The organism is Streptomyces hebeiensis, assembly GCF_052983195.1.
In genome coordinates this window covers 7,259,268-7,278,459 of sequence record NZ_CM129812.1, presented here as the reverse complement: position 1 = coordinate 7,278,459, position 19,192 = coordinate 7,259,268, and the positions used below count along the sequence as shown (strand labels likewise).

General features: G+C 73.6%; 20 protein-coding genes. 13 read left to right on the top strand and 7 right to left on the bottom strand.

What is annotated here, in order from left to right:
* Positions 1–159 precede the first annotated feature (159 nt).
* The 4 genes from ACU6P3_RS31245 (at position 160) to ACU6P3_RS31230 (ending at position 4,899) form a co-directional block, all read left to right on the top strand.
* Positions 160–1,125 (top strand): LLM class F420-dependent oxidoreductase, encoded by a 966-nt coding sequence (locus ACU6P3_RS31245; protein ID WP_344268169.1) that lies wholly within the window; start codon positions 160–162, stop codon positions 1,123–1,125.
* 93 nt (positions 1,126–1,218) lie between these two features.
* Positions 1,219–2,481, top strand: coding sequence for an FUSC family protein (locus tag ACU6P3_RS31240; RefSeq protein WP_447198139.1), 1,263 nt, complete (start codon positions 1,219–1,221; stop codon positions 2,479–2,481).
* Positions 2,482–2,796: 315 nt separating this feature from the next.
* The gene (locus ACU6P3_RS31235) at positions 2,797–3,450 is read left to right on the top strand and encodes an LAETG motif-containing sortase-dependent surface protein (RefSeq protein ID WP_447195154.1); all 654 of its coding nucleotides are present in this window, start codon (positions 2,797–2,799) and stop codon (positions 3,448–3,450) included.
* A 372-nt stretch (positions 3,451–3,822) separates the two neighbouring features.
* Positions 3,823–4,899 (top strand): PHP domain-containing protein, encoded by a 1,077-nt coding sequence (locus ACU6P3_RS31230; protein WP_447195153.1) that lies wholly within the window; start codon positions 3,823–3,825, stop codon positions 4,897–4,899.
* 225 nt (positions 4,900–5,124) lie between these two features.
* Here the strand turns inward: ACU6P3_RS31230 and ACU6P3_RS31225 are convergent, their stop codons facing one another.
* From ACU6P3_RS31225 to ACU6P3_RS31210, 4 genes are all read right to left on the bottom strand, one after another.
* A complete protein-coding gene (locus ACU6P3_RS31225) occupies positions 5,125–5,799 on the bottom strand; it encodes an HAD family hydrolase (RefSeq protein ID WP_447195152.1) in 675 nt (224 codons plus the stop codon).
* A 291-nt stretch (positions 5,800–6,090) separates the two neighbouring features.
* The gene (locus tag ACU6P3_RS31220) at positions 6,091–6,642 is read right to left on the bottom strand and encodes a DUF6328 family protein (protein WP_447195151.1); all 552 of its coding nucleotides are present in this window, start codon (positions 6,640–6,642) and stop codon (positions 6,091–6,093) included.
* Entirely contained in the window at positions 6,630–7,001 is a 372-nt protein-coding gene (locus ACU6P3_RS31215; protein ID WP_030740297.1) for a VOC family protein, read from the bottom strand. Before ACU6P3_RS31215 ends, ACU6P3_RS31220 begins: the two co-directional genes overlap by 13 nt.
* Positions 7,002–7,155: 154 nt before the next feature.
* A complete protein-coding gene (locus tag ACU6P3_RS31210; protein WP_447195150.1) occupies positions 7,156–8,262 on the bottom strand; it encodes an NAD(+)/NADH kinase in 1,107 nt (368 codons plus the stop codon).
* A 326-nt stretch (positions 8,263–8,588) separates the two neighbouring features.
* Between ACU6P3_RS31210 and ACU6P3_RS31205 the strand changes: the two genes are divergently transcribed.
* The 4 genes from ACU6P3_RS31205 (at position 8,589) to ACU6P3_RS31190 (ending at position 12,253) form a co-directional block, all read left to right on the top strand.
* Positions 8,589–9,611, top strand: a complete 1,023-nt coding sequence (locus tag ACU6P3_RS31205; protein ID WP_447195149.1) for a DUF2382 domain-containing protein — start codon at positions 8,589–8,591, stop codon at positions 9,609–9,611.
* 278 nt (positions 9,612–9,889) lie between these two features.
* The gene (locus ACU6P3_RS31200) at positions 9,890–10,207 is read left to right on the top strand and encodes a hypothetical protein (RefSeq protein ID WP_447195148.1); all 318 of its coding nucleotides are present in this window, start codon (positions 9,890–9,892) and stop codon (positions 10,205–10,207) included.
* Positions 10,208–10,299: 92 nt separating this feature from the next.
* On the top strand, positions 10,300–10,716 hold the full coding sequence (locus ACU6P3_RS31195; protein WP_447198138.1) for an MFS transporter: 417 nt from the start codon (positions 10,300–10,302) through the stop codon (positions 10,714–10,716).
* Between the two features lie 241 nt (positions 10,717–10,957).
* Entirely contained in the window at positions 10,958–12,253 is a 1,296-nt protein-coding gene (locus ACU6P3_RS31190) for a cytochrome P450 (protein ID WP_447195147.1), read from the top strand.
* Between the two features lie 12 nt (positions 12,254–12,265).
* Here the strand turns inward: ACU6P3_RS31190 and ACU6P3_RS31185 are convergent, their stop codons facing one another.
* Complete coding sequence (locus ACU6P3_RS31185; RefSeq protein ID WP_447195146.1) at positions 12,266–12,748, bottom strand: cupredoxin domain-containing protein; 483 nt, start codon at positions 12,746–12,748, stop codon at positions 12,266–12,268.
* Between the two features lie 76 nt (positions 12,749–12,824).
* Entirely contained in the window at positions 12,825–13,460 is a 636-nt protein-coding gene (locus ACU6P3_RS31180) for a COG4315 family predicted lipoprotein (protein ID WP_447195145.1), read from the bottom strand.
* Between the two features lie 453 nt (positions 13,461–13,913).
* On the opposite strand from ACU6P3_RS31180, the gene ACU6P3_RS31175 reads away from it, so the two are divergent.
* On the top strand, positions 13,914–14,498 hold the full coding sequence (locus ACU6P3_RS31175; RefSeq protein WP_344268207.1) for a TMEM165/GDT1 family protein: 585 nt from the start codon (positions 13,914–13,916) through the stop codon (positions 14,496–14,498).
* Positions 14,499–14,706: 208 nt separating this feature from the next.
* Entirely contained in the window at positions 14,707–15,096 is a 390-nt protein-coding gene (locus tag ACU6P3_RS31170) for a hypothetical protein (protein WP_447195144.1), read from the top strand.
* Between the two features lie 155 nt (positions 15,097–15,251).
* Here ACU6P3_RS31170 and ACU6P3_RS31165 read toward each other — a convergent pair whose 3' ends face one another.
* Positions 15,252–16,307 carry an ABC transporter substrate-binding protein gene (locus ACU6P3_RS31165; RefSeq protein WP_447195143.1) on the bottom strand — a complete coding sequence of 352 codons (1,056 nt, stop codon included), beginning with the start codon at positions 16,305–16,307 and terminating at the stop codon, positions 15,252–15,254.
* Positions 16,308–16,338: 31 nt separating this feature from the next.
* On the opposite strand from ACU6P3_RS31165, the gene ACU6P3_RS31160 reads away from it, so the two are divergent.
* The 3 genes from ACU6P3_RS31160 (at position 16,339) to ACU6P3_RS31150 (ending at position 19,167) form a co-directional block, all read left to right on the top strand.
* Complete coding sequence (locus ACU6P3_RS31160; RefSeq protein ID WP_447198137.1) at positions 16,339–17,484, top strand: FecCD family ABC transporter permease; 1,146 nt, start codon at positions 16,339–16,341, stop codon at positions 17,482–17,484.
* Positions 17,481–18,617, top strand: coding sequence for a FecCD family ABC transporter permease (locus tag ACU6P3_RS31155; RefSeq protein ID WP_447195142.1), 1,137 nt, complete (start codon positions 17,481–17,483; stop codon positions 18,615–18,617). Before ACU6P3_RS31160 ends, ACU6P3_RS31155 begins: the two co-directional genes overlap by 4 nt.
* 157 nt (positions 18,618–18,774) lie before the next feature.
* Positions 18,775–19,167 (top strand): DUF6153 family protein, encoded by a 393-nt coding sequence (locus tag ACU6P3_RS31150; protein ID WP_447195141.1) that lies wholly within the window; start codon positions 18,775–18,777, stop codon positions 19,165–19,167.
* The last annotated feature ends 25 nt before the right edge of the window (positions 19,168–19,192 follow it).

The window sequence follows — 19,192 nt, the reverse complement described above, 5'->3', positions numbered from 1 at the left end:
CCCGCCTGCCCTGGCCACGCCGACGCACACCACCATCAGCCTCACCCCGAATGCCGCCCGGTGCGACCCGGAGGCCATTCGCCGGGCGCGGGTAGGCGGATCGCCGGGTGTGGGCGGCGGGAAGGTTTCCTGGCGTGGAAGATCGGCTAAGCGCAGTCCATGGTGCGAATCGGATACACGATGATGACGGAGCAGGCCGGTCCCCGGGCCCTGGTCGAGCACGTGGTGGGTGCCGAGCGGGCCGGCTTCGACTTCTCCGTGACCTCTGACCACTACTTTCCCTGGCTGGAGAGCCAGGGGCACGCGCCCTACGCGTGGAGTGTGCTGGGCGCTGCGGCCCAGGCCACCTCGCGCATCCCGCTCATGACGTACGTGACCTGTCCGACGACGCGCTACCACCCGGCGGTCGTGGCGCAGAAGGCGGCGACGATGCAACTGCTGTCGGAGGGCCGCTTCCGGCTCGGCCTCGGTTCCGGTGAGAACCTGAACGAGCATGTCGTCGGCGCGGGCTGGCCGGCGCCGCACGTGCGGCTGGAGATGCTCCAGGAGGCCGTCGAGATCATCCGGGCGCTGTTCGGCGGGGGGCCGGTGAACCACCACGGCGCCCACTTCGACGTGGAGAACGCCAAGCTGTGGGACCTTCCGGAGGCGCCGCCGCCGATCGGGATCGCGGTGTCGGGACGGCGCTCCTGCGAACTCGCCGGGCGGCTGGGCGACCTGGTGATCGCCACCGAGCCGCGCGCGGAGCTGGTGAAGCTCTTCGACGAGGGCGGCGGGGCGGGCAAACCGCGGGTCGGCCAGCTGCCGGTGTGCTACGACACCGACCGGGACGCGGCTGTCGCCCGGGCGCACGACCAGTTCCGCTGGTTCGCGGGCGGCTGGCCGGTGAACTCGGAGCTGCCGGGCCCGACCGCGTTCGCGGGGGCCACCTCGTTCGTCCGGCCGGAGGACGTCGCGGAGACGATCCCGTGCGGCGACGACGTGGACGCGTTCGTCGACGCGGTGAAGCCGTACGTCGACGCGGGGTTCACCGAGATCGCCCTCGTCCAGATCGGCGGCGAGCACCAGCGGCCGTTCCTCGACTGGTCGGAGAAGACGCTGCTGCCGGCGCTCCGGCGACTGTGACGGACGTGGGACGGTGACCGGAGGTGTGGGGACCGGCGGTGTGGTGACCGGCGGTGGGGAGGGAGCGTGCGTGAGGTGCCGAGCAGGCTGGACGTGGCACGGGCGAGGATACGGGAGCCGGTCGCCGGACTGGTGAGGCGGCGCCGGGAGCCGGTCGTCGTCCAGAGCCTGCGTTCGGCGGCGGCCGCGACCATCGCCTATGTGGTGGCGCTGCGGCTGAGCAGCGAGCCGGCCCCGCTGACGGCGCCGCTCACCGCCCTGCTCGTCGTCCAGGTCACCCTCTACTCCACGCTCACCACCGGGATCCGCAGGGTGAACGCGGTCGTCGCCGGTGTGCTCGTCGCGATCGGTTTCAGCGTGCTCGTCGGGCTGACCTGGTGGAGCCTGGGGCTGATCATCCTGGCGGCGCTGGCCGTGGGGCATCTCGTCCGCGTGAGCGAGTTCGTGCCCGAGGTCGCGATCAGCGCCATGCTGGTGCTCGGGGTGACGCAGGTGGCGTCGACCGCCTGGGACCGGGTGCTGGAGACACTGATCGGGGCCGGGGTGGGGCTGGCCTTCAACTTCCTGCTGGTCCCCCCGGTGTGGGTGGGCACCGCGGGCCAGTCGATCGAGGACCTGTCCCGCCGGATGCGCCAACTGCTGCTGGCGATCGGCGAGGGGCTGACCGTCTCGCTCCCGGTGGAGCGCGCCGCCTCCCGCCTGCACGAGGCGCGCCGGCTGGACCACGACATCAGCGAGGTGGACGCGGCGCTGCGGCAGGCGGAGGACAGCCTGCGGCTCAACCCCCGGGTCAAGGAGGGGCTGCTGCACCGGGTGGTGCTGCGCACGGGACTCGACACCCTGGAGATCTGCACGGTGGTGCTCCGCGTCCTGGCCAGGACCTTCACCGACCTCGCCAAGGAACGGCCCGAGGAGCCGCTGTTCCCGGAGGAGACCGGGGCGGCGCTGGAGGAGACGCTGGCCCTGGTCGCCGACGCCGTCGTGAGCTTCGCCGTCCTGGTGACCACGGAGGTGAGCGCCAACGCCGAGACCGCGGAGGCCCGGCTGGCCGAGGACCTCGGCAGCGCGCGGGCGAGCCGTGAGACGGTGGCGCACCTGCTGCTGGACGGCGTACGGCGCCACCCCCGTCAGTGGCAGCTGCACGGCGCGCTGCTGACGGAGATCGACCGGATCCTCGACGAGCTCGACCTGGAGAGCCGCTCGAGGCGGCTGATGGAAGAACTGGACCGGTCCGCGCGCGAACAGCGGGAGCGCCGTACCCGGCTCACCCGGATCTGGCGGTGGACCCGGCGGACGGCGGCCGACCCGGGCGCGAAGGTGAGTGCTTTCCGGACAGGGAAAAGCCGCGGTCAATAATTGACGGATTCTTTGCTCCGGCGGGAATGAGCCCGCGTGCGCATGGGCGGGGAAGTCCGCCCGCACCGTCCCAAACACCGCATGCGCGGCCCCCATCAGCGTGGACGGCGACCGCGGTGACGGGTCCGGCCCTGCCTCGGTGGCGGATTCCCGGCCGTCGACTCCGGCTTTCCGGGCGGCTTTCGGTGGATCGGACGGCCATGAGGCGGGCGGAAAAGGCGAGTTGCGTGGGGTGGCCGAGGGCGAAGCCGGCGGATGGCGGTACTGTGCGCGCGCGCCGTCATCGTGGGCGGCGCGCACATAGCGGAGGATTTTGTGACTCAACTCAGCAGATCATGGCGGCGCGGAGGCGCCTTCATAACGGTCGCGGCGGTGAGCGCGCTCGGTGTCGGCCTGTCGGCCGTACCCGCGAACGCGCACACTCCGACGTGGACGGTGAGCTGCTCCGAGGTCAGCCTGGACCTGACCGCCTACGGCAACAGCGACAAGAACACCGTGACGGTCACGGTGGACGGCAAGGACCTCCTGCCCACCACCAGCTTCCGGAACGACTTCCACAAGAAGCTCGAACTGCCGGAGCACACGAGCGAGCTGAAGCTTCACCTCAGTGTGAAGGCGGCCGACGGCGACCAGTTCTCCAAGGAGGACGACAAGGTCGCGCCGGTGTGCGAGGACACCCCGCCGCCGTCGTCGGAGGCCCCGGCTCCCGAGCCGTCCGACGCGGATACGCCTCCCGCCGAGGAGACCCCCGAGCCGGCCCCGTCGGCCTCCGCGCCCCAGGCCGAGGAGCCGAGCGATTCGGCTTCCGAGGCGGTGCCGTCCTCCGCGCCGAGCGCCGCCGGTGGCGACCTCGCGGAGACCGGTGGTTCCAGCGCCACGCCGCTGATCGCCGGGGCAGCCGCCGTCGTGCTGGTCGCCGGCGCGGGCATCATGTGGGCCGCGCGCAAGCGTCGCTCCCCGCAGAGCTGACCCACCGCTCCACCGCGCCACGACCGCACGCCGCGCCGCCGCGGCCCGGCGTATCCGTGTGACGCGGCCCGCCCCGCCCCGCGCCGGCCCCGAGAGGTCCGGAACGGACGACGCCACGCCCTGTGGCGCGCGTCCCGCGGGAGGCGTGGGGCGACGAGGCCGAGAGGCGCCGACGGTTCGGTCCGGGGGCCGCACACCATGTGTGCGGCCCCCGTTCGGTGCCCGGCCACGGTCGTGGCCGGATGCGGGGCGCGGCGGTCGCGCGGACAATGGCGGAGGGCCTCCGGGAGACCGGTCGGCCGCCCGGCCGCCCGGCCGCCGCACAGGGCCGGAACACCGTTCGGACACCGTTCGACGTACTGGGGGCACGCCATGGAACCGGTGGAGGCCCTGGACAGGATCGCGTTCCTGCTGGAGCGCTCGGGGGCCGAGACGTACCGGGTCCAGGCGTTCCGTAACGCGTCCGCGATCGTGGCGGCGATGGACCCCGAGGAGGTCGGACGGCGCGCCGGGAGCCGCACGCTCGGCCGGGTGCGCGGGATCGGCCCCACGACGTCCCGGGTCGTGGAGGAGGCGGTGGCCGGGGACGTTCCCGAGTACCTGCGACGGCTGGAGGGGGAGGCGCGCGAGCCGCTGGCCGAGCGGGGGCACACCCTGCGGGCGGCGCTGCGCGGGGACTGTCATCTGCATTCGGACTGGTCGGACGGCGGCAGCCCGGTGGCGGAGATGGGCCGGGCGGCCCGGGCGCTGGGGCACGAGTGGGCCGTCCTCACCGATCACTCCCCCAGCCTGACCGTCGCCCGGGGGCTGACGGCGGGACGGCTGCGGGAACAGCTCGACCTGATCGCGGACCTCAACTCCCGGTGGGCGCCTTTCCAGCTGCTCACGGGCATCGAGTGCGACATCCTGCCCGACGGTTCGCTGGACCAGGAGCCGGATCTGCTGGACCGGCTGGATCTGGTTGTGGCGTCCGTCCACTCCAAGCTGCGGATGGAACCGGCCGCGATGACCCGGCGGATGGTCGCCGCCGTACGCGACCCGCGCACCGACGTGCTCGGGCACTGCACCGGCCGGCTGCTGACGGCGCACCGGGGATCGGGCCGGGGGCGGCGGGACGGGCGGAGCCGGGGCGGCGGGGGCCGGCCGGAGTCGGAGTTCGACGCGGAGGAGGTGTTCGCCGCGTGCGCGGAGTCCGGTACGGCGGTGGAGATCAACAGCCGCCCCGAACGTCTGGACCCGCCGCGTCGGCTGCTCCGGCAGGCGGTCGCCGCCGGTGTCCTCTTCGCCGTCGACACGGACGCGCACGCGCCGGGGCAGCTGGACTGGCAACTCCTGGGGTGCGCGCGGGCGGAGGAGTGCGGGGTGCCCGCCGATCGGGTCGTCAACACCTGGACGGCCGGTCAGCTACGGGAGTGGACCCGGTCCCGGAAGGCCCCGGCGAAGTCCTGAGGCCGGGGGCCGGGCCGAGGGCCGCTCGCGCCGAAGGGGCGCCCGGAAGGGCCGGTACGGTCGGCCCGCACCGGCGCCGTGCCCGGCCGGCCCCGACATGCGCCGCCCGCCCCGAAGGCGCGCCGCCGCATCCGCGGGGACCGACCGCCGCCGGCGGTCGGAGAACGCGCCACACGGCACGCGCGGGCCGCGTGGGCCCTGGCCCGATCTCGGCGGCGAGGGTCCTCAGTGGTCCTCCAGTCGCGCGAACGCGCTCGAGTCGAGGCGCGCCAGCAGGTCGGTCGCGTCGGCGTAGATCTCGTCCGCCCCCGCCGACTCCAGGGCCGTGCGGGGGAGACCGCCCGACAGCAGCGCGACGGCCCGGACCCCGGCATGGGAGGCCGCCTCCATGTCCCAGACCGAGTCGCCCACGAACACCGCGCGCTCCGTCGGTACCCCGGCCTTCTCCAGTGCGAGGTACACCGGGTCCGGGGCCGGTTTGCCGGCTTCCACGTCGTCTCCTCCGGCGATGTCCGCGATGACGTCGTCCGCGCCGATCGCGCGCCTGAGCGCGCCGAGCTCGGCGTCACCGGCGGAGGTGGCGAGGACGATCCGCCAGCCGCGGTCGGCCAGGGAGCGCAGCAGGTCGCCCGCGTCCTCGAAGGCGGCGAGCCGGTCGAAGTACTGCCCGTAGAGCTCGGTGTGCGCGGCGCCGATCCCCTTGTCCCGCGCGGGGTCGCGTTCGTCGCCGAGCAGGTGCGCGATCAGGTCCTGTGAGCCGAGCCCGATCGCCCGGTGGATGGTGGACATCGGCACGGTGTGCCCGGCCCGCCGGAACGCCTCCCACCAGGCGACCACATGGAGATGATTGGTGTCGACCAGGGTTCCGTCGATGTCGAACAGTGCCGCGCGTGTCGCCATGGTGTGCTCCGCCTCCCGTGCCGTCGGGGCCCGCGCGGCCCGGTGTCCGGCGGCCACCGCGGGGGGCCGGACAGCGGACCGAGGGCGTGGCCTGTGTCTCGATCATGCCGTGTACCCGCGCGGGCAACATCTCGTACGTCCGTGACGCGCCCTTTTCCGTCCGCCGCACCGCGGAGGGACCCGGCGACGCTCGGCGTGGCGCTGGTCGAGCGGGCGCCGGCCACGCCGTACCCGGCGGTCCGTACCCCGCTCACCGGGGGCGGGGTGCGGAAGCGGCGCGTCCCGGCCCGCTCAGGTCCTGTCCTCGGGCGGAGCGCCGGTGACGGTGGGGTGCGACCGCGTGGCATGCCGACGGGCCATCGCCGGGAACAGCCCCCAGCACAGCACGAACCACGCGACCATGCCGCCCACGAGCCACACCGCGATGGCGTCCGCCACCACGAACCGCAGGATGAGCAGCAGGGCCGAGGCCATCGTGCACAGCAGCAGCACCAGCCCGACCATCGTCAGCCGGGAGGCCCAGCGGACGATCTGCGGTTTCAGCCGGCGCCCGGTCAGCAGCCGGTGGAACGAGACGGGCGCGATCAGGGCGCCCACCGCCGCCGCGCCGAGCAGTACGGTGGCGGTGTAGATGTCCCGGTCGGTCTCGGAGAGTTCGGTGAACCGCTGCTGGAAGACGACCGTCAGCAGGAAGCCGAACAGGATCTGCACGCCCGTCTGGGCCACCCGCAGCTCCTGGAGGAGTTCGTTCCACAGCCGGTCCGCGCGCTGCTCGACCGTCTCGTCGCGGCCGTGCTCGGGACCGGACCCGCCGGGAGCCGCCCCGGGTGTCACCGCACGCACAGGCAGAAGGGGTGCCCCGCCGGATCGGCGTAGACCCGGAAGCCGCGCCGTCCCCCGTCGTCGTCGAGGTCGAGGGGCGTGGCTCCGAGCGCGAGCACCTGCTCCTGCGCCGCCTCGATGTCCGTCACGTCGAGGTCCAGGTGGAGCTGCTGGGAGTCGTGGGCGCCGTCGGGCCAGTTCGGCGGCCGGTGGTCGGGGGCGAGCTGGAAGGCGATACGGGCGCCGCCCGGGAGGTACAGGTCGTACCAGACGTCGTCGTACTTCTTCACCTCGCCGCCGAGCACATCGGCGTAGAAACGGGCGAGTGCCGGCGGGTCGGGACAGTCCAGGGCCACCAGGGAGTAGGTCGCGATCGCCATACCGCTCTCCTCACGTCATCCGACGGACCGCTCCGCCGCACTCGCGCGGCGCAGTGGTCCTTCGACCGCTGCTGACTGATGTCGACCGCTTCGGGTCCCTTTTCTCCTCACCGTAAACCGCCGTGTCACACCCGTCCCGTCCACTCCGGCGTGCTCAGGGACCGGACGGCCGGGGCGGCAGCCGCAGATGGGCGAGATCGGCCGGGACGGGGCTGTCGGGGCGGAAGAGGGGTGCCGCCTCGCCGTCGGCGGCCGTGGCGGGCGCGTCGGTGAGCCGGAAGCGGCTCCGCAGCCTGCTGTAGAAGTCGGTGGGCCCCAGCCGGACCAGGCGCAGCCGGTTCGCGGCCCCGTACACCCCGATCCAGTCCCCGGGGCCGAGCACGCCGCGCAGCTGGCCGTCGACGCTGACCGCCACCTGCCCGGAGTGCGGCAGGACACGCAGGCCCACCGGCTCGTCCGGGGCGGCCACCACCGTGCGGTTGAACGTCATGTGCGGTGCCACGGGAGTGAAGACGACGGCGTCCATGTGGGGCGAGAGGACCGGGCCGCCGGCTGCGAAGCTGTAGGCCGTCGAGCCGGTCGGCGTGGCGACGATGACGGCGTCCGCCGAGTACGAGGCGAGCAGGCGGCCCGCGAGATAGACGCCGAGGGCGGCCTGCCGGTCCCTGGCCAGCTTCTCCACGACGATGTCGTTGACGGCGGTGATGTCCAGCGGCACGCCCCACCCCTCGGCGCCGGCCTCCGTCCCGGCGGCGGCACCGGCCTCGGCCCCCGCCCCCTCCGGCGGGGACCGGACCGGGGGCGGCGGCAGGGCGGGCCCCCTGCCGTAGCACAGGAGCGCCTCCATACCGGCCGGGAGCTCCAGGCCCCGGGAGGCCCGCATGGTGAGCGTCATGCGCTCCTCGACGGTGACGCGGCCCTCGTGCACCGCGTTCAGTGCCCCGGTGACCTCTTCGGCGGGCACCTCGGTCAGGAAGCCGACCCGGCCCAGATCGACGCCGAGCACCGCGGCGCCGTTCGCGGCGGCGATCCGCGCGCCGCGCAGGAACGTCCCGTCCCCGCCGAGGGTGACGACGAGGTCCGGATCGCCCGCCGCGTGCGCCTCTTCCCGGCCGCCGCGGCGCGGTTCGTGGTCCTGCCACACGTCGGCCTCCTGGCACGGGACACCTCGCGCCGCGCACCAGGAGCGGACGGCACCGGCCGCGTCGACGGCGGCCGGGCGGCCCCGGTGGACGACGACCGCCACGCATCTCACCGGCATGGTGTGACCTCCGTACGCTGTCGGGCGGCCGGGAGGGCCGGGGGAGTCGCCGGGGACGGTCAAGGACTACCAAGGACTGCGGGCCGGGACGGAGCGCGGCGCCCCGATCGGTCGGCCCGGATGGGATTCACCCGAATGGCGGATGTCGACGAGGGGGCGCCCGCTGCGGTGAACGCTGGCCGAACGGCGGCCCGGGCCACTGCCGTCGACGGCCCGGAGGGCTCCCCCGGTTGCCGCCGCCGGGGGACGGATGCGCGATGGAGATGTGCGCGCCTGACCGTGAGGAGCCCGCAGACGCGCTTCCCCCACGCGAGGAGTGATCGCAGATGTCAGCCGAAGGCGTGTTCAACAACCCCAGCAGGCTCGTGGGCCTGGGCGTGTACGACAGGAACGGGGACAAGGTCGGCACGGTGGGCCAGGTCTATGTCGGCGACCGGACGGGCCGCCCCGAGTGGGTGACCGTCAAGACAGGGCTGTTCGGCATGAAGGAGAGCCTCGTCCCGCTGGCCGGGGCGCGCCGCGCGGGCGAGGACATCCACGTCCCGTACGCCAGGGAGACCGTCAAGGATGCGCCGCGCCTGGACGCCGACGAGCATCTGGACCCGGGGCAGGAGACACAGCTCTACGAGCACTACGGCCTGTCGGTCGGCGGCACGGGCATCGGGACGGCCGCCGCCACGGGCCCGGCGGCGGGCGCGGGCATGGGCATCGGGGCCGGGACGGAAGAGGGCGCGGGCACCGGGGCCCGTACCGGCACGGCGGGCACGACCGGCGGTACGGGGGCGGGCGCCGGCATGGGGACGGGCATGGGAGCCGGCCTCACGGACGAGCCCGGCGCGATGGCCGGCGGCCAGGGACGCGCTCCGGCCGGTGCCGGGATGCGCGGCGCCATGCCGGGCGAGGGCAAGGCCCTGCACGGCGAGGAACTGATCCGGTCCGAGGAACAGCTCCGGGTCGGCGCCGAGGAACACGAGGTGGGGCACGCGCGGCTGCGCAAGGTCGTCGTGACCGAGCACGTGACCACGTCCGTCCCGCTCAGCCACGAGGAGGTCCGGGTCGTCCACGAGGCGATCGCGCCCGAGGAGCGCGGCGGCTACGGGCGCTCCCGGATCGGCGAGGCGCAGACCGAGGTGACCCTGCACGCCGAGGAGCCGGTCATCAGCAAGGAGACCGTTCCCGTGGAGCGGGTGCGGATGGAGACGGAGAGGGTGACCGAGCAGAAGGAGGTCTCCGCCGAGGTCCGCAAGGAGGAGATCCGGTACGACACCGACCGGACGACGGGCGAGCCGACGGGCGGCACCGGCGGCACGCGGGACATGGGAGGCGGCAGGCGCGGACCGGGCCGCTGACGGGGACCGGGCGGTGCCCGCCCCTGCCCCGCCGCCCAGCTGCGGACCTCCGTCGAGTCACCACGTCGATCAGCGGCACGTGGTGGCCGGCGGGGGCGGGCCGCTTTCCGCGGGCCGGGCGCGGGGAGGGCCGTTCGCGCCCGCGCGGGGCCACTCCGCCGACGGCCTTCCGGACGGGTCTCCCGCCGCCGCCCGTACGCGATCCGGGCGGCGGCCCGGATCGTACGAAACCGCGCGCGGTGGGAGTGCCGGGCGCCTCGACGGGACAGGCGTGAAGGATGACCACTTACGTGATGACCGTCCCCGGAACGCTCCAGCGGCCGCTGACCGAAGAGGCCCGGGCCGCCGTGCTCAGGGCCCTGCGGCCGGCGGACCCGCGGACGACGGACGTCGGGGCCGCCGAGGAACTGGACATCCTCTCCGTCGACAGCGACGCCTCCATCTTCACCCTCCATCTCGAAGTGGAGGCCGGCACATCCGGCGCCGCCCGGGAAGAGGCCCGTCGGATCGCGGGCGTGGCCCTGGAACAGGCCGGTCTCCCCGCGAGCGACGCGCCGCTCGGGGAGCCGGTCATCACCGCCATCGACGCCGAGTAGGCCGAGCGGGCCGCGTAGGTCCTGCACCGGCCGGTCCGGAGTCGACTCGGGTCCGCACACTTCGGCGGGCGGCGAACCGTTCCGGAGGCACGCTGGGTGCCGCCCGGGCGGGCGGCCCGCGCCGGACGATGCTGATCGGGCTGACCGCGGGGGCCGCCGGACTGCTCGGGCTGGCCGCGACCGGGGCCCGGACGCCGTACGCGCTGCTGGTGGCACCGCTGGTCGCCACCGGTTTCGGCATGGCGTTCACCATGCCCGCGGCCACCACGGCGGTGGTGGAGACTGCTCCCCACGAGCGGGCGGGCCTGGCCTCCGGTGTGATCAACGCCGCGCGCCAGCTCGGCGGCGTCATCGGGGTGGCAGTCCTCGGCGCCCTGCTCTCGGGCGGCCCGGCGTCGTTCCTCCCGGGCCTGCGGCTCGCGCTGGTGCTGGCCGGGGCGTCCTTCCTGGTGGGCATCGTGATCACCGCCGCCACGGTCGACCGCTCCGCGACCGTCCCCGCCACCTGACAGCGCCGGACGACACGTTTCCCGACGATGTCAGAACGTCCATGAATCCGCGCCCAAACCAGCATTTCGTGTGATGGGAGCGCCCGTTTCCGCTCATTAGAGTGGCGGAACCTGATATAGCACGGCGGAATGGAGCGACCGTGGCCGCCTCCGTGCGGAACCGTGACCCTGCCCTACCGGCTGCGCGTTGGCCCCGCGTCCCCACCCGCCAGAGAGGGAACCCGTGCAGCACACTCCCCCGGTGACTTCGCCGCCGTCCGTCCCGTCTTCCCCGGACCCCGCGTGCGCCACCCCCTCCGCCTCCGCCTCGATCACCCGCTCCGCACCGATCGCCCCCGGCGCACCGGTCGCCTCCTCCACACCGCTCGACCATCCCGTCCCGCCGCCGGGAACCATGGGCCCGCCCGCCGAGTTCACGTGGCTGCGCGAACACTGCCCGGTGACCCGGGTCAGGACGCCACAGGGCGTCCCCGCCTGGTACGTGACCCGGTACGAGGACGTCAGGGACCTGATCGGGGACCGGCGGCTGATCAGGCCGACCATCGAACAGTGGCCGAGCCGACCCGACGGCGACGGGGCCGGTGAACCGGGTCTGACGACGATGATGGAGCTGGAAGGCCTCGAGCACATGGCGCTGCGCCGGGCCCTGTCCGAGTGGTTCAGCCCGCGTGCCGTCCGCGGCCGGCTGCCGGCGATGCGGGCGACGGCGGACGAGCTGCTGGAGGGATTCGCCGCCGGAGGCCGCCCCGGGGACCTGGTCGCGGGCTTCTTCGAGCCGTTTCCCCTGCTGGTGATGTGCGACCTGGTGGGCATCCCGCGCCAGGACGCCGGCTATTTCGTGCCGCTCGCGGACGTCGCCCTCGGCGCGCTGATCACTCTGGAGGAGGGACGCGCGGCCAGCGGCCGGCTGCGCGCGTACATCGAGTCGGTCATCGACGCCAAGCGGTGTTCTCCGGCGGACGACATCCTCAGCGACCTGGTCGCCGCGCACGAGCGCGGCGAGCTGACCGAGGAGAGCGTGCGGGGCTTCGGGCTCTCGATGCTGGTCGCGGGCTACCGGAGCAGCACGATGTTCCTCGCGAACGCCGTCGTGTCGCTGCTGGCCGACCCCGCCCGGTACGCGAGGTTGCGGGACGAGCCGGGCCTCATGCCCACCGCGGTGGAGGAACTGCTGCGCCACACACCGGTGCAGAACGGCGTGGTGGTGCTGCTGGCCACCGAGGACATCCGGCTGCGCGGGCAGACCATCCGCGCGGGTGACGCCGTACTCCCCGTGCACGCTGCCGCCAACCGCGACGCCACCGTGTTCCCCGACGCGGACCGTCTCGACCTGGACCGTGCGGACAATCCGCATCTGGCCTTCGGGCGGGGCCCGCACAACTGCATCGGGTCGCACCTGGCCCGGGCCCAGATGACGGTCGGCCTGGCGGCCCTGCTCGGCCGCTTCCCGGGGCTTCGAGCGGCGCATGGCCAGGAGCCCGCCTGGGACGACGCCTCCCCCGTCAGATCCCCGCTCACCCTCCCGGTCGAGTGGTGAGGCCCGGCGGACTCAGCGGACGGTGAGCGATCCCTTCATGAAGGGGTGGATGGTGCAGAGGTAGGGGTAGGCACCCGCTGTGCCGGGCGCCGTGAAGGCGGCCGTCTTCACCGGACCGACGGTGCCGGTGTCGAACCTCTTGCCGGTGGCGGTCACCGTATGGGCGACGGCGTCCTTGTTGGTGACGGTGATCCTCGTCCCCGGTGTCACGGTCAGCCGCGCGGGCCGGTACGTGAAGTCCTTGATGGTGATCTGTGCCCGGCCGGTCGCCTGCGCGGGGGGAGAAGGGGAGGAGGGGGCGGCCGAGGGCGGCGGGGACGACGGGGCCGGCGAGCGCGTCGCGCCGCCGGGCCCGTGGGAGCAGCCGGCGAGGGCGCCCAGACAGAGCGCGGCGAGAACGACGGCCGAGCGCGGCAGGGGGGAGCGGTGCGGGCCGCGGCGCGGGCCGGACCGGGCTCGGTACGGGCCGGAGCCGCGTGGGCCGGTGCCCGGCACCGACGGCCCCCGCTCCCCCACGCCGCGCCGGCATCGGGGGGCGGCGACGGGAGCCCCGAGGGGATCCCGTGCGGGATCAGGACGGGCTGGCGCCGGTCGCACTGGGGCTCATGGTCTCTCCGGGGCTGGGGCTCCCGGTGGGCGACGGGCTCGTGGTGGCACCGGGCGGCATGGTGGTGATCTTCTTGCCGTCGACACCGAGCACGTACCACTTGCCGCCGAACTGGTTCAGGCCCTGGCCCTTGAACTCGCCGGGCTTCTTGTCCAGGTCGAAGGTGTACAACGGGTGTCCGTCGTACGTGACCTGCTTCTTGCCGTCGCTGCGGGTGATCGTGGACAGCCAGCCCGCCTTGACGCCGCCACTGCCGGCGACCGGCTTGGTGGCGACGATCAGGGGCGGCCAGTCCACCGCGCACTGCCCGGAGCAGTTGGACTTGTTCTTCGTGTCCGCCTCGAAGAGGTAGAGGGTGTGACCCCTGCCGTCGACCAGGATCTTCCCCAGCGGCCCGCTCACGGCGGACACCTTGCCCACGTTCACCGAGGGCGAGGGGGAGTGGGGCATGGTCTCGCTCGGGGAGGCCGCCGCGAAATCCGCGGCCCCCTCCTTCTTGGCCGCCGACGATCCGCCGTCTCCGGAACACCCGGCGAGGGCGGCGGCGCACAGCACGGCCGTGGCCACGGCGGTAGCTGCTGTCCTGATGTTGCTCCTCATCTAGGCTCCTCCGATCCAGCCGCCCGACGGGCAGCACTCCGGCCGTCCCATGACGGCCGCACCACCCACTAGAGGGCACGCCCACGGAGCGGGCCACCGCACAGGGCCATTCGGGTCACCCGCTCCGTACGCGCCGGGATCGCGCGCCCGCCGTGCCGAACGGCGTCACCGTGCCGGGCCCGCGGGACGGGTGCGGTGACGCCGTTCGGGTGAGGTAGGGTGGCGGTCGCGAAGGGGAGTAGCCCCGCGAACCGGTCGTCGACACACTGGAGCCCTCGGGTTCCCGGTGGCCGGGCCCGCCGACCGGCGGGCGGGCGAGACCTTCGGTCAGGCACACACAGGCCCGCATGGAGCGGGTCTCCATCGTTGTGCCGGGCCGAGTGGTCCTCCTGGCTCCGTCACGGTGCTTCGCGAAGGCCCGGGTCCGGCCCTGAGAAGAGAAAGCCACCCGGAATGCAACTCGACCCCCTGGCGATCGTCACCGCCTTCGGGCTCATCTTCCTCGCGGAGCTCCCCGACAAGACCATGTTCGCGTCCCTCGCGATGGGTACGCGGATGCGTCCGCTCTACGTCTGGTTCGGCACCTCCACCGCCTTCGTCGTCCATGTCGCCATCGCCGTGGGGGCGGGCAGCCTCCTGGGGCTGCTGCCCGACTGGATCGTCAAGCTCGTCTCGGCGCTGCTCTTCGCCTTCGGTGCGTTCGTGCTGCTGCGCGGGGGCGGCGGCGACGATGACGAGGACACGGAGAGCAAGACGGTCACCGGCTTCTGGCCGGTGTACTCGACCGCCTTCATGGCGGTCTTCATCAGCGAGTGGGGCGATCTCACCCAGATCACCACGGCCAACCTCGCGGCGAGCAACGGCACCTGGTCGACCGCGATCGGTTCGGCCGCGGCACTGATGTCCGTCTCCGCCCTCGCCCTGCTCGCGGGCCGGTTCATCGCCACGAAGGTGCCGCTGAAGACCGTCCAGCGCATCGGCGGGCTGTGCATGCTCGGTCTCGCCGTCTGGTCGGTCGTGGAGATCTTCGCCGGCTGACGGCCGGCCGACGCGCGCCGGCCGGCGCAGCCCGTCCCGGCCGCGCGGGCCCGCCACCGCCTTCCGACTGCGACTTTCGATCACGGCCGAAGGTGGTGGCCGGGCCGGCGCGGTCCGGCGGAAGCTGGGGCCCTCGAGCACTCGGAGCGCGGTGCACGGGACCGAGCCCGCGCTCCGGGGCGACACATCCATGCGAGGGGGAACTCACATGCGTCATGTCCGTCACCTGACCAGGAAGGTGACCGCCGCCTCGGCGGCACTCGTCGCCGGTGCGCTGCTGTCGCTCGGCGCGGGTGCCAACGTCGCGCAGGCGGCGCCGGCGGCCACGGTCCACGGGTGTCCGTCCGGGTACGTCTGCCTGTACCCGAACGCGAGCTGGAACAACGACAGGCCGACGTACAAGTGGTACACGTACGGCGCCCACAACCTGAGCAACCAGTTCGGGGTGAAGCGGTTCTTCAACAACCAGACCGGTGGCGCCGTGGCCCGTAACTGCACGGGGTACAACGGGACCGGCTGCCAGGGCAAGCAGCCCGCCGGCACGTACGCCGACTACGACTACACGCCGTACAACTCCGTCGTCCTCGCGCCGAACTGACCGCGTCCGGGCGCGGCGTCACCGGCCTCGCCCGGACACCATCCCGCGCGCCGGTGCCGTGCCCCCGCCGGACGGGGGCACGGCACCGGCGCGCGTCCGTCACCTCGTCGCTTCCGCCAGAACGGCGCGGCACCCGTGATCGCGCGGGGGCCGGGTCAGTTCTCGCGGGCGACGTGCCGTTCCAGGACGCCGAGCACGTCACGCGCCGCCGTGGGGCCGGTGTTGAGGAAGAACGTGTCGTCGTCCACCGCCACCGCGGTCTTGCCCGCGACGGCGGACAGCGTCGGCCACAACGGTGCCTCCGTGAGCCGTGCCGCCTTGCCGTCACTCCCCTGGACTCCGTAGAACAGCCAGTCGGCGTCCGCCAGATCGAGTTGCTCGTTGCTGATGTTCCGCGATGTCTTGTCGAACCGCTGGCTCTTCGGCCGGGCGAGACCGGCGTCCTCGGCGATGCCGCCGGTGAACGAGGGCACGCCGAAGACGCGCAGCCGGTCGCCGTTGAGCCGCAGGAAGGACACGGTCACCGGCTCCTTCAGGGAGGCCCTGAGCTTCTCCGCCTCGGCGTGGTAGGCGTCCAGGACGGACTGTGCCTCCTCCGACTTGCCCAGCCCGTCGGCGACGAGCAGGAAGTCCTGCTTCCAGTAGAGCCCGGTGCCCTGGGTGGCGACGGTGGGCGCGAGGGCGCTGAGCGAGTCGTAGAGGCCCTTCGCGTTCTTGCCGGCGGTGTTCATCAGGATCAGGTCCGGCTTCAGGTTGCCGATGGTCTCCAGGTCCGGGTCCACCCGGGAGCCCACGTCCGTGACCTTCGCGAGCCGGCCGGCGTCCTCGGGGAAGTCCTTGACCAGGTACTTCGGGATGATGTCCGCGCCGTCGCCCCGGGTGGAACCGGCCGGCACCGTGCCCAGTGTGAGCAGCGCGTCCGCCTGTCCGGTGGAGATGACCACCACCTTCCGAGGTGCGGACGGGATGGTGGTGCTGCCCTCGAAGTGCTTGACCGTGCGCGGGAACGCGCCGTCGGGCTCGCCGCTCCCCATTCCCTTCGGCAGGGCGCGGGGAGCGGTGTGCGTCGTGGGCCGGGGAGCGGGGCCGTCGTCCGCCGCGGCGGACGACGAGGCGGACGGGGCCGTGGAACAGCCGCTGAGGAGCAGGGTTCCGGCCAGGGCGAGGCCGCCGGTCAGACGGACGAGAGGAAGATCACGGAAGCGGTACACGATCCATTAGCTTAGGCTTCCCTAAGTGTTGATGAACAGACAGGGCGGTCATGTGATGGATCACAACACCGCCGGGGGGACGGATCCCGGCGGCTCGGCACCGCCGGCGTGCGCGGCCCCCCGGCGGGCGGGAGGGGCGGACGACGGTACCTCCCCCAGGCCGCCGGACGCGCGTTCCCGGGGCGGGCGCCGGGTGGTCGCCCTCGTGGTCACGCTCGCCCTGGTCGCGCTGTTCGTCCTCGTCTCGCTCGGTGTCGGCGCGCGGGGAGTGCCCCTGGGCACCGTCTGGCGCGTACTGCTCCACAACGACGGGAGCCCGGACGCCGTGATCGTCCATCAGCTGCGGCTCCCCCGCACCGCGCTGGCGGTCGTCGTCGGCGCCGCGCTGGCGACGGCCGGGGTCGTCATGCAGGCCATCACCCGCAATCCCCTGGCGGAGCCGGGCATCGTGGGTGTCAACTCCGGTGCCTCGTTCGCCGTGGTGATCGCCATCGCCGCCTTCCATGTCACGAGCGTGGCGGGCTATGTGTGGTTCGCCTTCTGCGGGGCCGTCCTGGCGGCGCTGCTCGTCTACGCGCTGACCTCCTCGGGCGCCGCCCGGGGCCGCCACCACACCCGCCTCGTGCTGGCCGGCGCCGCCCTGTCGGCGAGCCTGGGCGCGGGGACCGGCATCCTCACCATGTTCGACAGCGACGCCTTCGACTCGTACCGCTTCTGGGTGGTGGGTTCGCTGGAGAACCGGGGTACGGAGGCGCTTCCCGCGATCCTCCCGTTCGCCGTCGCCGGCCTGCTGATCGCGCTCGTGCTCGGTCCGTCGCTCAACGCGCTGGCGCTGGGCGACGACGTCGGCGCGTCGCTGGGGCTCAGGGTGGGCTGGGTGCGCGCGGCCGGTTTCGCCTCGGTGATGCTGCTGTGCGGGGCGGCGACCGCGGCCGCGGGGCCGATCGGATTCGTCGGCCTGGTCGTCCCGCACGTCCTGCGGCTGCTCCTCGGCCCGGACCTGCGCCTGCTGCTGGCGCTCTCGGTGCCGGGCGGAGCCCTGCTACTGCTCGTCAGCGACGTGGTGGGGCGGGTGGTCGCACCGCCCGGTGAGGTCGAGGCCGGTGTGGTCACCGCGTTCATCGGTGCGCCGGTGCTGCTGTGGCTCGTCGTACGCCGCGGGGAGGACGCCCGGTGACCGGGGCGGACGAGGCACCGAACCACTCCGTGCGACGCGTCGGCCGCGCCTCGCCCGGCGACGCGCGGGACCGCTCCCCGGAGCGCGCGGCGGCCCGGCCCCGGGTGCTGCGGCTGCCCGGCGGAATCACACTGCGCCACTCGCGCCGGGCCGCCGCCGTCACGGCCACGGTGCTGCTGGGCTGTGCGGTGGTGTGGGCGGTGACCATGTTCACGGGCACGTACCGGATCGGCGCGGGCGGGATCGTGGACGTGCTCACCGGCGGCGGCTCGGACACCGACCGGTTCATCATCGTCGGCCAGCGGCTGCCGCGGGTGTGTGCGGCCCTGCTCGTGGGGGCCGCGCTCGGGCTGTCGGGGGCGCTGTTCCAGAGCCTGGCGCGCAACCCCCTCGGCAGCCCGGACGTCATCGGGTTCACCACCGGCTCCACGAGTGGCGCGCTCGTCGTCATCCTGGCGGGCGGGAGCGGCGCCGGGCTGGGCGTCGGCGCCGGTTCGGTGCTCGGCGGCCTGCTGACCGCGGTGGTGGTGTACGGGTTCACAGCGGCGCGCGGCGTCTCGGGCAATCGGCTGGTGCTCGCCGGTATCGCCGTCGGGGCGATGCTGGCCTCCGTCAACGACTTCCTGCTGACCCGGGCCGACCTGGAGTCCGCGGAGAGCGCCAAGTCATGGACGTACGGCAGTCTCAACGCGGTCTCCTGGTCCCAGGTCACCCCACTGGCGGTCGCGCTGCCCGTGCTCGCCGCCGCGGCCCTGGCGATGGGCGGGCCGCTGCGGCTGATGGAGATGGGGGACGACACCGCGGGCGGCCTCGGGGTGAACGTCCCCCGGGTGCGGGCGTTCGGCCTGCTGCTCGGTGTGGCGCTGGCCGGCACGGCGATCGCCGTGGCGGGTCCCATCGGGTTCCTCGCCCTGGCGGCTCCTCAGCTCGCCCGCAGGACGACCCGCTCCCCCGGCCCGCCGATCGGACCGGCGATGGCGGTGGGGGCCCTGCTGCTGGCCACGGCCGACCTGCTGGCACAGCGTGTCCTCGCCCCCTTCCAGATCCCCGTGGGGCTGGTGACGGGCGCGCTCGGCGGGATCTATCTGCTGTGGTTGCTGTCGCGGGAGAGGCGGGCGTCCGGAGCCGGGTAGGCGGAATGAACGCGACAGAAAACAACGAATCCCTGTTTGTCGGGTCAGTTCTCAAGCTGAACTTCAGCGTGAGGGACATGTCATGGGTCCGTCGCCGATCCCGTCTCGGAGGGGGGGCGGGCGGAAACAGGGCCGAGGGGCCGTTTAGGATGTCGGTGTGAAACGGCAGCGGCGTGATGTGACCCGGCCCCGCGGGGTGCGGGTGCTGCTGCCGTTGGTGCTCGCGGTCGTCGCCGGTGTGCTGGCGATGCACGGCCTGGCGTCGGCCGACACGACCGCCGGCCACGACGCCGCGCCCACGAGCCACGCGATGACGGCCATGGCACCGGACTGCGTACAACCGGAGCACGACGGCGGCGGGCACATGGACCACGCGGACACCACCTGCGCGGCCGCCGGCATCGGCTCCGCCCCGGCGCTGCCCGCCCTGCCCGTCGCGGTCACCTCCGTCGGCCCGGTCACGCCGGTGGACGGGGCCCGCCACGCGTCCGGAGCGCCACCGGGCGGCTCCTCCGCCTCTCTGAGCGAACTGCAACTCCTGCGCATATAGGCAACCGCCTGCGGCGGTCGGCCAC

What these genes read in the sequence shown, in the direction of transcription:
- ACU6P3_RS31205 (WP_447195149.1), top strand. Translation starts at nt 8,589, where the DNA reads ATGTCAGCCGAAGGCGTGTTCAACAACCCCAGCAGGCTCGTGGGCCTG.
- ACU6P3_RS31245 (WP_344268169.1), top strand. Translation starts at nt 160, where the DNA reads ATGGTGCGAATCGGATACACGATGATGACGGAGCAGGCCGGTCCCCGG.
- ACU6P3_RS31225 (WP_447195152.1), bottom strand. Translation starts at nt 5,799, where the DNA reads ATGGCGACACGCGCGGCACTGTTCGACATCGACGGAACCCTGGTCGAC.
- ACU6P3_RS31175 (WP_344268207.1), top strand. Translation starts at nt 13,914, where the DNA reads ATGCAACTCGACCCCCTGGCGATCGTCACCGCCTTCGGGCTCATCTTC.
- ACU6P3_RS31200 (WP_447195148.1), top strand. Translation starts at nt 9,890, where the DNA reads ATGACCACTTACGTGATGACCGTCCCCGGAACGCTCCAGCGGCCGCTG.
- ACU6P3_RS31210 (WP_447195150.1), bottom strand. Translation starts at nt 8,262, where the DNA reads ATGCCGGTGAGATGCGTGGCGGTCGTCGTCCACCGGGGCCGCCCGGCC.
- ACU6P3_RS31160 (WP_447198137.1), top strand. Translation starts at nt 16,339, where the DNA reads ATGAACAGACAGGGCGGTCATGTGATGGATCACAACACCGCCGGGGGG.
- ACU6P3_RS31170 (WP_447195144.1), top strand. Translation starts at nt 14,707, where the DNA reads ATGCGTCATGTCCGTCACCTGACCAGGAAGGTGACCGCCGCCTCGGCG.
- ACU6P3_RS31215 (WP_030740297.1), bottom strand. Translation starts at nt 7,001, where the DNA reads ATGGCGATCGCGACCTACTCCCTGGTGGCCCTGGACTGTCCCGACCCG.
- ACU6P3_RS31180 (WP_447195145.1), bottom strand. Translation starts at nt 13,460, where the DNA reads ATGAGGAGCAACATCAGGACAGCAGCTACCGCCGTGGCCACGGCCGTG.
- ACU6P3_RS31230 (WP_447195153.1), top strand. Translation starts at nt 3,823, where the DNA reads ATGGAACCGGTGGAGGCCCTGGACAGGATCGCGTTCCTGCTGGAGCGC.